The sequence below is a fragment of the Mucilaginibacter sp. KACC 22063 genome, assembly GCF_028736115.1.
Taxonomy (GTDB): domain Bacteria; phylum Bacteroidota; class Bacteroidia; order Sphingobacteriales; family Sphingobacteriaceae; genus Mucilaginibacter.
The window spans coordinates 2,074,582-2,088,385 of record NZ_CP117877.1; the positions used below are offsets into that span (position 1 = coordinate 2,074,582).

Here is a 13,804-nt window from a genome sequence, read left to right on the forward strand (position 1 = left end):
CTGGCAATCAATCATGTGAGAGTCAAAACATTGCCTTTGCTTTTGATAAGGAAGGCAATTCTATAAAGGCCAGCTTAGCCGAATACTCCCCCGTAGTTCCTGATGATTTTGATAAGGAACTAAATAGGTTACCTAAAAAACACTAAAATGAAAAATCTAAGAAACTTACCAATACAGATAAAGCCAAATTATTACATAAGCTTTTTCCTGAAGAATTAGCACCACTTTTAGACCGTATACAAGAGGTATGCGATGACCTGAAAACCAATGGCGATGAGTATCGCCGAACATAGGATTTCGGTTTAAGACCTTTGATATGTAGTTACAATTATCCGAGTTGGTGAACGAGCGAATAAAAAAGTATCGCCCGAATCTGGTTAAAAGCAGCAAAGTGTTTTCTGAACAGCTTTTGGCTCATTTGATTATACGGTGATATTTGTCAACGATTGAGTTGTTAAGTATGCGCAGCACACTTGCAAGGACAGGAAATCAAACTGGCGGTTGAGTTATTATTTAATCCTTAATCCTCTTATTATCTTATCGCAAACGAAAGTTTCTAAACGCCCGATGGTTTAATAATAATCAAATGAACTTCAATAAAATTACAATAACTTTATTTCAGCTTTTCCAGTATGCAGACGACGCAAGCCGTCAAATTATAATGAACAAGTGGCCTGAATTTTTATCAGTTCTGGAAATATCTGAATTTTAGCCTTGGTATTTTAAGGCTAAAAAAGCAGTTTTAAAAGCATAGGAGCCGATACAGAATCCCAGCGGCGGTACTCTTTGACAATGTCGCATATCACCTTATTTGAAGCCAAAGGGGGCATTATGAGGCATTGTTTGTTGTTCGTGAAAAAGTTTCATAAACTTCCTGTAAGTGACTATTAAACCTTATTTTCTCCAATCTATTTGATTAAAATTCGGGTGTTAAGGTTGCATAACCATAACTTATTAGAGACGCTAAACCAAGATGGCACATTGAATGGTTTCATTGAAAAAAAATGGCAGGGGGGCAATTGGTAGAAATAGTTAAAGAACTCTTGAAAGTTCTAACGTTAATAGTAGCTCAACAATTATGTCTAGCTTTAACTGAGTTCCAGGACTAATAGTGTAAAATTGAATAGTATTTTTTAAAGAAAATATTATTTATTTTTCGATTAATTTTTTTTTCTCATAAATAAAATATAATATTGAATTATTGTTTCGCTGTAGCTAACAGACTTATCTACACTAAACAGATTTACCTAAACACAAATCATACTTTCCTAAATGAAACCAAAATTCATAATATCAGAATACAGCTAAGTCATCTAGACTACCTTCAGATCTTTTTAAATAGTTTATAGTTCGTGCTCTATATCGCTTTGTCCTTATAGTCTGACATGATATTGGTGCTTGAAAAGCCATAAAAAGAAGTCTTTCGGTTGAACTTAGTTCTTCAAAAAATATTACAAATGATCATTGTAGTGGGTTATGGAAACCCCAGGGGCTTGCAATCCTCTAATTCCACTTTCCGCTTTAGCAATGGAAAGAAAAGTCATTAACGTGTTGCTAAACACTTTTACTAAATTAATTCACGATTTTATGAAAAAAATTTTAATGGGCCTATTTTTCTTAGTAGGAGCAACAACTGTCACCCAAGCAAAAAGTTTCCGTCAGAACATTCAGATCACAACCTCGTGTGGAACTGTTTATTACATTGATCCTACGGGAGCGACTACTGAACAGATTATCGCTACCGCTATTCAGTTAGACGAACAAGATTGCGGCTAAATTATCTAATCAGGAGGGAGCAACGTCCCTCCTGATTATGAGTATTTTTTAATATAATAAACAATGATGAAATACTATTTATTAACTTTCCTTACGGCAGCTTTGTCATTTAGCAGTCTTCGCGCGCAAACAATCGAACACACGAAACTTCAATGTGAGTATAAGCTTGTTTGGGTGAACGACACTACAAGACGTAGTTTAACCAAAGAAGATTTCATGATATTGAAAGTGGGTGATAAGGTGTCTGAATTTTATAGTTACAATACTTATCGTGTAGACTCTGCCTTGCAGGTGGACCTAAAAAAAGGCTTGTCAGCAGTTGAAATTCTGGGAAAACGGGCTTCCTATGGAAAAAAAGGTGTAGATTACCACATATTTAAAAACTATCCATCAGGAATGACGACCGTTTTTGATGTGGTTGGAACTGATCGCTTCAAATATCAGGAGCCTATGGGACAGAAATGGCAAATTCAAGCTGAAAAGGCAACGATTAACGGTTATAAGGCGCAAAAAGCAATCTGCATTTTTAGTGGAAGAAAATATACCGCATGGTTCACCCCTGATGTTCCGGTCGCCACTGGCCCGTGGAAATTTAGTGGACTGCCGGGCTTGATCGTAAAGGTTGAGGATGGTACTGGGGATTTTAAATTTGATTTAATAGGCTTGCATAAGGTTAAGGATGAAACTTTGATCTCACTGCCTCAAAAACCGGCAATATCTACGACAAAAGCTGATTTTCAAAAACTTTTGATAAAATATCACAAAGATCCGGTTGCTTATTTGAATGCGACAGGCCCAGTTAAAATCACTCCTGCTAATGGAAATCAAGGCAAGGGGCGTCCCTACAATCCGATAGAGTTATAGTTGCTATAGATGCGTATCGTTTTCTTTATCCTAATCATTTTATTTTATGCCAGTGTTACATTTTCCCAAATTAATGTAAATGGGTATGTGAAAGAGAAGGATAAAGATATTCGGTTAGAAGGAGCAGTAATTACTATTTTAAGTGCCGATAGCACAATCCTTGGATATGCTACTTCTAATGTCAAAGGGGATTTTAGTATTGAAGTATCTGTCTTTTCAAAAAAATACTTTTTAAAAGCTGCACTGATCGGATACAAGACGCAAATAATAAGCATTTCGAATCCCAATAATATCAGTCTATCGCTTACTGCACAAGTCACTCAGCTGAAAGAAGTATTTGTACGGCCACCAAAAATCATTCAACGACATGATACAATAAGTTATAATGTTTCTTCCTATTCGAATGTTCAGGATAAAAATATCGGAGATGTTTTAAAGAAACTTCCCGGGATTGATGTTCAGGAAGACGGTACTGTACTTTATAACGGCAAAGCCATCAATAAATTCTATATTGAAGGCTTGGACATGCTGGAAAACCGCTATGGATTAGCTGTCAATAACGTCGCACCTCAAGATGTTCAAAGTGTAGAAATTTTAGAAGGGCATCAACCAATAAAAGTACTTAAGAATAGCGTCCTAACGGATCGTGCTGCCTTAAATCTTAAACTTAAAAAGAATTCTAAAGCACGCTGGTTAGGCCATATTGAACTTGATGGGGGCGTAAAGCCCGGTCTTTGGAAAACAGATGCGTTAGCGCTGAAATTTACAGGACAAAGTCAAAACCTAAATCTCGTCCAGTCCAATAATACTGGTGAAAATATAAAAACTCAGTTCAAGTCCCATACGCTCGAGGATTACTTGAATGGGGAGGATAACCAGAGTACCCAAACCAAGTACATAAAGGTAGCTGCCGAAAATGCCCCGATTGCAGATGAGAGATCACTGCTAAATCAAACTTTCGCAGTTTCATCAAATAATCTTAAGCTCTTAAAAAATAATTACCAGATTAAAGCAAACTTCAATTATGTTAACGACAGATTAAGTTCTTTTAAGAACTCCGTTGTTAACTATTATAGCCCCAACTCCCTTGAACAACAAGTCATTGAAAACAGCGTAGGTATTTCCAGGCAGAACCAAGGGAATCTTGATGTCAATGTTAATAAGAATACCGATAAGTTCTATTTTAATAATAAACTTAGTGGTCAGCTACTTTGGGATAATACAAATCTTGTTACAACCGGCACAAATCCTAATCAACAGAAGAGTCAAGTTCCTTATCATTACGTTAATAATGACTTTAATTTTATAAAGTCTTTCAAGAGGACAAGATTAACCATAAATTCCTATAATCATTTTACCATTCAACCAGAGGAACTGGCTTTTAATGTACCTAACGTAAGTAGCCCGGTAATACAACAAGCAAATCACCACGATTTTTTCAGCAATACTAATGTCTCCGTAAACACGAGTTTACATAAATGGGCGATGGAATATCGTGTAGGAGTGAAGGCGACTGTCCAACATCTTATTTCGGAAATTATAAACAATAATACATCACTACCTTTAACGGATTCGCTGACAAATGATATTTCATGGCATTCATTTGATTATTTTGGCAGCGTATCAGGTCAATACGCGAATGATGATCTAAATTTGAAGCTAACTTTACCAGCAAACTTTTACGCAAACGAGCTTATTAATTCATCACGCCCGACCACTACAATTGACAATCGGTTTTATTTAAATCCTGGTTTAAACATCAACTATAAGTTTACGCCTAAGCTTTCACTAAATGCGCGCGCGGAACTGACAAGCCGAATAATCGGCCTGGAGAATCTTAGTGATGGTTATATTTACGAAACTTACAGAAACATTGTTTCGGGTAACAATAACATTAACATTGAACACCGCCAAAACTATGCTCTATCCATAAATTACCGTTCCCCAGTAAGTGCTCTTTTTATGGGTATTTCCGGAACCTATTCTCCAATATCAAACAATTATCTTACTCGCCGTTCTTTTTCTGACTACATTACCATCGAAAGACTAATTCCTTTCAACAATGACAATTCTACTTGGAGTCTGTCCGGCAGAATCAGTAAAGGTATCGACGATATCAACGCGACCGCATCTATCGTTATCACTTATAAAAATTCTACCAATGCTTTATTACAATCATCACAATTAATAAACAGTACAACAAGGTCGATACAAGTCAGTCCCAAGTATGTAATGAGTGTTAATCAATTCTTCAATATCGAATATAATGGCAACTTTAATTCCAGTAATCTTCTAATATCAAACACATCATTAACGGGCGCCTTAATTAGTTTATACCAAAAATTAGAACTAGGTTGGATTATAAACAAGCAGCTAAATATGAAAGCAGGACTCGATCAGGTATATAATCAGCTGACACAAACACAACATCTTTCAGCTTATTTCGCGGATTACAAAGTCCAATGCATCCCAACTAAAAACATTGCATTAGAACTAAATTTTAAAAACCTTTTTAACAGAAAAACTATTGCTTACAATATTATAGAAACGGCTAGCAATACCTCAAACATCTATACTATAAGGCCGTTTAATGTATTAATAGGCGCAAGGTTGAACTTCTAAGATATTCTAGATTTTTGTTATTTTTCCTTGTACCTTAAAATCACCATGGCAACAATTTCATAGACAGGTGAAGCTGAATCAAAATAAAACTTTACTTCAAACTTCACAATTACATTGTACAAAAGGAGGTATCATCCAGCCTTTTATCAATACATCTGTTGCGGCAGCAGTGTGCTACTATTAATTTCGGCATTGCACAAGGAGCCAAAAATCTAAAACTGGGTAACATTAAAGCCAGAAACCGGGCATTGATAGATGCTATACAAAAGAACAATAAAAGTAATATACAGGTAATAGCTAAAAATCTTTAACATGAAGAGCTTATTAATCACTTTGGGTTTGATTTTAGGGATAATAGCTTTTGGCAGCATTCTATATTTTTTTAATAAAAGCCACAGTAACAATGTTGGCGACAATGAAATACAGAAATATATTAACGATAGTGAAAGTATTCAACTAATTATCCCCGAAACCCCACATATCGTTTTTAGCGATATCAAGGGAGATTCAAGAATGTTAGGCTCAGCTTCGTTCCCGGCTTCAAGTGTTTTGTTTTATGATAATTCACATAGAAATATTTTCTGATCCAGTTTATTGATTCTAAGATCAAAGGAGATATCTCCAAGGATTATGATCTTGACTTTAGCACTTTTATAAATGATATAAAATCTGGCGAATAAATTACCGCAACGGTAAATAAAACAGAACTGTCAGATGCCAGCTATGGTACAAAGCAAAAACCTATTCCCGTATTTAAATTTTCGAGGGATGGTAATATAAATTATTAAAACTTTTGAAGTACAACTGATGACCCTGAAGATATTAGACACATTCGTAAATCATATCCCATTGATGTAGGTATATATCTAACTTTGTAAAAAGCCAAGTGGATTTTGAAAAGATGTTTGGTAAGGTGAAGTAATTATTTGGAAACTGAACCTTAATTCATAACTTTGAAGCATAGCATTTGCACTAAAATTCAGTCAAATCTAAAGTGGTGAGTCATTCGGTGAGTCGAATTTTAAAAACTGCTTTTATGATATAAAAACTGCGTAAAATAGAGGACGTCACAAGTTCCTCCCTCACCGCTGGGAAGACTAACAAAATCTAACAAAAGCCTCTAAATTAGCGATTTAGGGGCTTTTTATTTTTCTCCACATCGCTAAAAATCATTTAAAAACACAAAAAAATCGGCGTCATTCGTGTAGTAGTTCACCTAATTGCAGAAAGACGCTGGAAAAGTGACCTAATTATCTGATTTATAAGATGCTAACGATATGGACATCTTGACTTAAGAATGCTTTTTTCGACATTTATTAACCATATAATTAGCGTATTATGTTAGAAAAAAATTTAGGGCTGATGTTCTTTTTAAAACATCCTAAAAACTATGACCAAGGTTACAAATACATTTATCTAAGGCGTTTTTCAAAAGTATGGTTAGCTACATAGCCAGTATAGCCCCGAATTCGGTTGTTTACTCAACTTACTTAAACCAGTAATTTTGCAGGCATATCGCAATAGTGATAGCTTAGAATTTTAGTTAGTTAAGTAAGCGCAGGCATAAGCCGCGCTTGCTTTTTTATCAACTTTATTACGGGATTGCTGATAGCGGTTCTATGATTTTAATGAAAAAGCTTTTTACAAAGCGTATTCAGATCTTCTCCGAAAACATTCTTAGCTATAATAGTTCCGTCTGGCCCTATCATGAAATTAGACGGGATACTTTCTATATGATATTTAGATTCGGTTGGGCCATCAAATTTTGCAAGATCAGATGTCTGTGTCCATTGCAACTTATCCGATATTATCGCTTTTTTCCAGGCTTCGGTATCTGTATCCAATGAAATGCCCAGGATATTTAACCCTTTCGAATGATAGCGATTAAATACTTTTACCACATTAGGATTTTCAGCACGGCAAGGCGGGCACCATGAAGCCCAAAAGTCTAATAAAACAAAACGTCCTTTGTAATCTTCAAGGTTAATTATCTTTCCATGATCATCTTTTATTTCGAAACTGGCTGCTTTGCTTCCTACCGCTGTTGATGCCAACCTCAAAAATTTGTTTTTGAAAGCATCTGCAAAGCTATTCGGATAATTTAGCTTAATCACCTTTGCAAAATCAACCAGCTCTTTTTCATATTTAGTATCATCAAGGGAAGATGCTGCAAACACAGCCGCAAGGCTCTGCATATTGTCTTGCATAAATTGCAGATCCTGGCGATCGGCGGAATCTGAAATTGCCTGCATTACGGGTTCATATTTTTTAAATAAATCTTCGCGATTGGTGCCATTTTTTAATTCGCTTTGAAAAGCATTTATGATGCTTTGTTTCTGCTTTTCAAAATGGTCATCTATTTTGCTTAATATTTGTAGCTTATCTGATTCTGCCGAGCCACTGATTTTATAATTATGGTTGGGGTCTGATAAATTTGTATAGAAATCTATTTTGTCTCCGTTTTGACCAATGATATTAAAGTTGCTATGGTCAATTACCAGTTTGTAAATTTCAGGAAAAGGAGCGGGGTGCTTAAGCTTGAATTGTCCATCTTCTTGAATTGATGCAGAATCTACCACCTTAAAACCAACGGTATCAATTTCGTACAGATAGGTCATTTTATGATGTTGAGCTCCACTTACATGCCCATAAATCACAAAACTGTCTTTGTTGCTTTGGCAGCTGTTAAAAGCCAAAGCAACAACTAAAAAAAGTATTTTATTTGTAAACATTGAAATTGTGCTGAAAGTTGACACTATAATTTTAAGCTTTGATAGTGAGCCTTATGATGCATTTTTATACTAAGCCAGGTATTATTAACTACTTAGCTTAGCATAAAATTCACATCAATTAATTATTTAACGCTTGTTTAATCTGCGCTGATAGTGCGGCATATATCTGCTGGTCATAGTTTATTGTAAAGGCAACATCGCCATTACGCCCGATTATCAAACTTGTTGGCCATGATGAGATTTGGTACAATTTGTCAACCTGAGTTGATGAAGGAAGGATATTGTATTTAAAGGAATGTGTTTTCAAAAACTCCTGTACGTTAGATGTGTCATTAAAAGTAAGTGCCAAGAACACAACGTCTTGATTCTGAAAGTCTGTTACAAGCTTATTTAGTTCCGGCATTTCTGTATTACAAGGCGGGCAGCTGGTGAACCAGAAATTCAGTACAACCACTTTGCCTTTTAATGCGCTCAACTTTACGGTTTTGCCATGCAAATCTTTCAGTGAAAAGTCGATTGCTTGTTTTCCGATCATCTCCTGCATAGCCTGATGTTGTTTGCGGGTACTTTCCTCAAACTGCTTTTCCATTTCTGGCGTTTCACGGACCAAATGCATGATGTGCTTTTTATCATCTTCATCATTATGCTGAAACATTACTTTTCCGTTCCATGCCTTTTTTACACTGTCAAGTTTATAAACAGGTATTTCCCGGCCATCTGGCAAAACGAAACTATTTACCTTTACTTGTGCGTGTGCCATGATGGAAAATAGCATGGCAATAATTAAGCTTGTTTTTGTTTTCATACACAAATTAAGCTACAATAAAAAGCTGGAATGTTAACGTTTACACTATTAATGTTAACTAGTGTTAATGAGCAGGTTTGTTGTAAAATGCAAGAATTATAAACTATTACCTCTTCTCCGCATCGGAATATAATCGGTAATAAATTCAGCCTATCATTAAATTGAGACACCGTAAAATGGTACACAGTGCTGCTTCCTAACGTGGAAGTATGTAATTAAGGGGTTTAAACGGAAAACGTGGTGGCATGATGCCAAGTTAGAGTTATAGGCGTACAAGATAGAGTTGTGAGGGAGATGTTATATCTCTGCTAACTTATATCCCTGTCCACGTACACTTTGTATAACTAATGAGGGTTCATCTTTAAGGAATTTACGCAACCTGGTGATGTAAACATCCATGCTGCGCGCATTAAAACGGTTGTCTTCGCCCCAAAGCTTTAACAGGGCTGTTCTGCGGTCTAATAACCTGTTTTTATTTTGAATCAATAGCAACAAAAGATCAGCTTCGCGCTGCGATAAATAATTTGTCTCTTCTTTATCAATAATTTCCAGGCGCAGAAAATTGAATTGGAGCTGGCCTAACTTAAAAATAGCAGGCTGAGAAACACTAAGGTCTTGGTTTTCGTTCCGCCGTAATAGGGCTTTAATACGCAATATTAATTCTTCCATGCTGAAGGGCTTTTTCATGTAATCGTCTGCGCCCAATTCCAATCCTTTAAGCACGTCCTCTGTTTGCGTTCTTGCCGTTAAAAATATTAATGGTATGCGTTTATCCACCATGCGGATATCCCTTACTAATGTGTATCCATCTTTTTTAGGTAACATTACATCTACAATGCACAGCGCAGGTTTTAATTCGTTAAATAAGCTCCAGCCCTCAACACCATTAGCGGCTGTAGCGACTTCGAACTCCCGGCTTTCCAAAGATTCTTTAATGATAGATGCCAATACGGGTTCATCTTCAATTAATAATATTTGCGTGCTCATCATACAGGAAAAGTAAGTATAAACGTAGTACCTTGGCCTTCTTTGCTTTTCACTTTTATCTTCCCATTTAAAGATTCAACCAAACCCTTAACGTGGCTTAATCCCAATCCGTAACCTTTAACATCGTGTAAATCTCCGTTGTTGACCCGATAATATTTGTCGAAAATATAGGGTAGATCATCAGCGCTTATACCTTTTCCAGTATCACTTACAATAAGTTGCCAATTATCGGACTTATTAATTATCTCAACTGATATATGGGCTTTGGCCCCGGCATACTTCGATGCATTATCAAGCAGATTATTTAAAATGGTTTCGATCTTATAAGGTTCAGTATTCACAACTATTTCGGAACCATTATAGTTAAAATTGATCGCATTACTATCTAACACCTGGAATCGCCCGATCAAATTTTTTATAAGTTCAACCAGATCTACTTGTTGCCTTTTCTTCACACCCAGGCTATGGTCTATCAAGCTGATGTCCATAATGCGTTCCACTTCACCCTCCAACTTATCAATAATGTCTGCATTTATGCCTGTGTAACGGTTTAGTTTTTCAGGATTAGTAGCCACATCAAACCTTGCTATGGCTTCATTAGATGAACGAAGTATGGTTAGGGGAGTTCTTAATTCGTGGGTAATATTGCTGATAAAATCATTTTTCAGCCGGTCGAGTTTTAATTGCCTGCGGATAATAACACTCATATACCACAAGCTACCGGCAGAAAGTAAGATTAATACCAGTGAAACGCTGGCTGGTAACACATTATGCCTGAACATCCATCCACTACTGTCCAGTTTGGCGACAACCAAAACCGGAGACTTATAAAAATCAATTCTTGATGCCACTTCGGTTGGTTTTACTTCTAAAGGTGTTTTTCTTGAAGTTAATTTAACCGGCATTTTGATGCCATTTTTTTTTAGCTCATTTGAATAGATAACTGTTAAGGCTTTCAGGTCAAGCGGTTTATGCATTTGCTGTGTCATGAAACGGGCAATTAGCTCGCGTACATAAGGTTCATGCTGCTTATCAATAGCAACAGTTTTAAATTCAGCATTAAATAACCGTTTGTGTTTAGGCGTATCCAGGTCAAATGCTTCTACACTGGGTGTAGTGCGCATAAATACGGTTAGCGAAGGCTTTTTATAATTAAGTGATGTTGGTAATTCAATTTGCTGTGACTGATATAAGCTGATGCTTTTTTCTAGAGCTTGTACAGCCGTGGTATGGAAGCTACGTTCCGCATTGCTGTAGTTATAATATAGCCAGTAAAGTTGAAATAATACAATGCTGCATACTGCCAGCGTGGCAATTATAAAAGTTATTTGTAGTTTCTGCTTCACGTATTACAAATATAGCTTATATCAATATTCAAATAGCACTTGTTAGTTGAGGTTGCATGTAACGTTTATAAACCACATCAATAAGCCTTTTCAACGGTCATTGATGTGGTTTTATTTAAAATGACATAGGTTATTTCTTTTTAAAAGGAATGCTGTAGCCAATCCTTAATCCAAAGTTTTGTGAGCCTCTTATTTTCGTATAATCTTCGTAACGTACACTGAAATCTAAACCATTTTTTAAGGCAAATCCAACTGATGGTGTCCAAATAAATGAGTTTTCGTAGGACTTGTTCGGGGCACCTATCGCAATACCTGCCTTTGCAGCAACATAGAACCCACTACCAATATCGGCTTTTAAACCAACCAGTATAGGATAGGTATTGTAGGGTTGACCATACGGATATCCATATTTTTCGCGATTTACAAAATCATGCTCAAACAAATGCTCGAAGCCAACACCTGCAGAAGCTGAAAAAACTTTGCTAATCCTGGCCTCAAATCCAAAATCGGCGCCTAAGACCTCATTAAATGTTTGCCTTTTTGCGATACCTCCACTAATGCCAAAAGTCCATTTAAATGGGGTTTGCTGGGCATAAATACGTGAACCCGTTACTGTCATAATGATTGCAAGAATGACAACTGCTTTTTTCATAAATTTTTAGTTTTTATTAATACTATTTGTTGTAAACGGTAGCATTGGCATTGGTGTAAGGTTATGTAATACGATAATATTTATCGGTGCTTACACGGCTTGCTTAGCTCCGTTTTACTTGCGGCAAAGATTCAATCCTTTTTAGCGTGTTAATGTTAACGCAATCTTAAATAGTGTTAACTATTGTTAACCGGCCCATTTCAACTTTACTTCGCTATGTTCCGGCTTTTTGAATAATAAAGAGTAGGATATATAGGATTAACACTTCTTAACACTAATGATTTTCACGTTAACACTTCAGGAAGTGCATGCAGATAGCTTTGCACTTCAATATGACAATCATGAAAAAGATTTTACGGCTTGCCCTATAATAATAAATAAATATGCCAGTTCAACAATTTAGCTTTTTTACAGACGGCTTGATGCCGGGACAGCGTCAGACTACAGATTATACCGTAGACACCAATTTAGATGATGAGTGCTTGTGGGTGCCATTCGGGCCTGGTGTTGCTTTTCAGCCATGCCAATTTAATCTCAGCGGCGGAGGGTTTATAGTCATTCTTCGTGGTGAGCCGGGTGCTCAAATGCCGCCGCATTTTCATTCTACTTCCGTAATCGGCCATACCCTAAGAGGTAACTGGCGATACCTTGAACATGATTGGACAGCCAAACCCGGAACTTTCATTTATGAACCTGCCGGGGAAGCACATACCCTTGTGGTGGAACCTACTGAACCCGAACCTGCCATGATACTTTTTGTGGTTAGAGGAGGCTTTATTTACATTGACAAGATTACCAATGGCAATATGTTAGCTTATGATGATGGCTTTACCATACTTGAAATTGCACGTAAGCATTATGAATCTGTAGGCTTAGACCCTGCATTGCTGGATGCCATGATCCGATAGTTTCAAATCCAATATCCGCGCTTTAACATCATGTATTGCGCGGATATAATTTTTAGGTATTAATTAACGTTCTTCAAGCCATTTCAGGAAAGCTGTCGTTTTATCTTTTCCAACTAACAGCTTTTCTTCTGTCTGCATGGTAAGTTTAACCAGCAGTTTGCGGGCAAAGTAATGTTCTACTTCCTTAATAGCTTTAAAGGCGGTACCAGGTCTGGTTTATTAATCTACATACTGGATCTTACGAATTAATGCGTGATAAACGTCAAGAAGAAAATAGATCAAAAGTATCATTAATAACCTTGCGATTTTTGTCAAAGCAAGAATCGCTAATCAACCTTCATTTTAAAATTGGACAAGGGAAATGTTTAACAATTGTTTAACATTTTTATTGAGGTACTTTAAGGAAACACTCGACAAGAGGAATAATGGATATAAAAAATGACGATTTTAAACAAAATCGCCATTTTTCGTGGAGCCGGAGGGATTTGTGATGCCCTTGTATTGACTTCTAATTCAATATTTATGTGGATTTAAATTCTTACTCACCGAATTACTCACCACTTTTGATAACAGATTAATTGCAAATCTTATAAGATATAAGATACAAAAACGAATTGAGATTTTGAGATAACACCAAAAGTAATTATCATTTTACTGTAGGCTTTTAATGTGATATTTATTCTGTTCAGAATGCAATGGCATTGCAAAGAAATAAATATCTATACAGCAGTTAATTAATTCTTTAACTTTGCAGGGAATGAAATACTTAGCTATCATATTCAGCGTCTACATGACGATCCTTGCCATCCTGCCTTGTCAGGATAGAGAGGATATGATTGCAGGTGTAATGCATGTGACCGTTCAAAAAAGTCATTCTGCTAATGATGAAAGAGGACAGGAAATTTGCCCGCCTTTTTGTACTTGCTCCTGTTGCTCCACAGCCAGGACTTTGACTGCAAAGGTTACTATCAGTATTTTTAACAAATCAATAATACGGGAATATCCCCATTATAGCATACCTGCTATTCAGGATCAGCCAATCAATATCTGGCAACCTCCTCAAATAAGTTAATACGATTTTCTTCAATGTTTTCGCCTGCAATCAACTTTTG

General features: G+C 36.3%; 13 protein-coding genes. 8 read left to right on the top strand and 5 right to left on the bottom strand.

What is annotated here, in order from left to right; genetic code table 11:
- Nucleotides 1-1,527 precede the first annotated feature (1,527 nt).
- The 6 genes from PQ461_RS09185 (at nt 1,528) to PQ461_RS21270 (ending at nt 6,050) form a co-directional block, all read left to right on the top strand.
- Entirely contained in the window at nt 1,528-1,776 is a 249-nt protein-coding gene (locus PQ461_RS09185; protein WP_274303521.1) for a hypothetical protein, read from the top strand.
- Nucleotides 1,777-1,839: 63 nt separating this feature from the next.
- A complete protein-coding gene (locus tag PQ461_RS09190) occupies nt 1,840-2,640 on the top strand; it encodes a GLPGLI family protein (RefSeq protein WP_274303523.1) in 801 nt (266 codons plus the stop codon).
- Nucleotides 2,641-2,649: 9 nt separating this feature from the next.
- Nucleotides 2,650-5,262: a TonB-dependent receptor gene (locus PQ461_RS09195; protein WP_274303526.1), complete on the top strand. Its 2,613-nt coding sequence runs from the start codon at nt 2,650-2,652 to the stop codon at nt 5,260-5,262.
- Nucleotides 5,263-5,329: 67 nt separating this feature from the next.
- On the top strand, nt 5,330-5,446 hold the full coding sequence (locus tag PQ461_RS21220) for a hypothetical protein (RefSeq protein WP_443192786.1): 117 nt from the start codon (nt 5,330-5,332) through the stop codon (nt 5,444-5,446).
- Between the two features lie 128 nt (nt 5,447-5,574).
- A complete protein-coding gene (locus tag PQ461_RS09200) occupies nt 5,575-5,847 on the top strand; it encodes a hypothetical protein (RefSeq protein ID WP_274303528.1) in 273 nt (90 codons plus the stop codon).
- Nucleotides 5,848-5,969: 122 nt separating this feature from the next.
- Nucleotides 5,970-6,050, top strand: a complete 81-nt coding sequence (locus PQ461_RS21270) for a hypothetical protein (protein ID WP_490356149.1) — start codon at nt 5,970-5,972, stop codon at nt 6,048-6,050.
- 837 nt (nt 6,051-6,887) lie between these two features.
- Here PQ461_RS21270 and PQ461_RS09205 read toward each other — a convergent pair.
- From PQ461_RS09205 to PQ461_RS09225, 5 genes are all read right to left on the bottom strand, one after another.
- Nucleotides 6,888-7,880 carry a TlpA disulfide reductase family protein gene (locus PQ461_RS09205; RefSeq protein ID WP_274303532.1) on the bottom strand — a complete coding sequence of 331 codons (993 nt, stop codon included), beginning with the start codon at nt 7,878-7,880 and terminating at the stop codon, nt 6,888-6,890.
- Nucleotides 7,881-8,112: 232 nt separating this feature from the next.
- Nucleotides 8,113-8,799 carry a peroxiredoxin family protein gene (locus tag PQ461_RS09210; protein ID WP_274303534.1) on the bottom strand — a complete coding sequence of 229 codons (687 nt, stop codon included), beginning with the start codon at nt 8,797-8,799 and terminating at the stop codon, nt 8,113-8,115.
- Between the two features lie 297 nt (nt 8,800-9,096).
- Nucleotides 9,097-9,789, bottom strand: coding sequence for a response regulator transcription factor (locus PQ461_RS09215; RefSeq protein ID WP_274303536.1), 693 nt, complete (start codon nt 9,787-9,789; stop codon nt 9,097-9,099).
- A complete protein-coding gene (locus PQ461_RS09220) occupies nt 9,786-11,132 on the bottom strand; it encodes a sensor histidine kinase (protein WP_274303539.1) in 1,347 nt (448 codons plus the stop codon). The genes PQ461_RS09215 and PQ461_RS09220 overlap by 4 nt, the downstream gene beginning before the upstream one ends.
- Nucleotides 11,133-11,262: 130 nt before the next feature.
- Nucleotides 11,263-11,784, bottom strand: coding sequence for a hypothetical protein (locus PQ461_RS09225; RefSeq protein WP_274303541.1), 522 nt, complete (start codon nt 11,782-11,784; stop codon nt 11,263-11,265).
- A 383-nt stretch (nt 11,785-12,167) separates the two neighbouring features.
- Here PQ461_RS09225 and PQ461_RS09230 point away from each other — a divergent pair, with 383 nt between their 5' ends.
- The gene (locus PQ461_RS09230; protein WP_274303544.1) at nt 12,168-12,692 is read left to right on the top strand and encodes a 2,4'-dihydroxyacetophenone dioxygenase family protein; all 525 of its coding nucleotides are present in this window, start codon (nt 12,168-12,170) and stop codon (nt 12,690-12,692) included.
- 790 nt (nt 12,693-13,482) lie between these two features.
- A complete protein-coding gene (locus PQ461_RS21225) occupies nt 13,483-13,764 on the top strand; it encodes a DUF6660 family protein (RefSeq protein ID WP_443192791.1) in 282 nt (93 codons plus the stop codon).
- Nucleotides 13,765-13,804 lie beyond the last annotated feature (40 nt).

Coding starts and splice junctions, on each gene's coding strand:
- PQ461_RS09185 (WP_274303521.1), top strand. CDS start 1,528: ATGGAAAGAAAAGTCATTAACGTGTTGCTAAACACTTTTACTAAATTA.
- PQ461_RS09190 (WP_274303523.1), top strand. CDS start 1,840: ATGATGAAATACTATTTATTAACTTTCCTTACGGCAGCTTTGTCATTT.
- PQ461_RS09195 (WP_274303526.1), top strand. CDS start 2,650: ATGCGTATCGTTTTCTTTATCCTAATCATTTTATTTTATGCCAGTGTT.
- PQ461_RS09200 (WP_274303528.1), top strand. CDS start 5,575: ATGAAGAGCTTATTAATCACTTTGGGTTTGATTTTAGGGATAATAGCT.
- PQ461_RS09205 (WP_274303532.1), bottom strand. CDS start 7,880: ATGACCTATCTGTACGAAATTGATACCGTTGGTTTTAAGGTGGTAGAT.
- PQ461_RS09210 (WP_274303534.1), bottom strand. CDS start 8,799: ATGAAAACAAAAACAAGCTTAATTATTGCCATGCTATTTTCCATCATG.
- PQ461_RS09215 (WP_274303536.1), bottom strand. CDS start 9,789: ATGATGAGCACGCAAATATTATTAATTGAAGATGAACCCGTATTGGCA.
- PQ461_RS09225 (WP_274303541.1), bottom strand. CDS start 11,784: ATGAAAAAAGCAGTTGTCATTCTTGCAATCATTATGACAGTAACGGGT.
- PQ461_RS09230 (WP_274303544.1), top strand. CDS start 12,168: ATGCCAGTTCAACAATTTAGCTTTTTTACAGACGGCTTGATGCCGGGA.
- PQ461_RS21225 (WP_443192791.1), top strand. CDS start 13,483: ATGACGATCCTTGCCATCCTGCCTTGTCAGGATAGAGAGGATATGATT.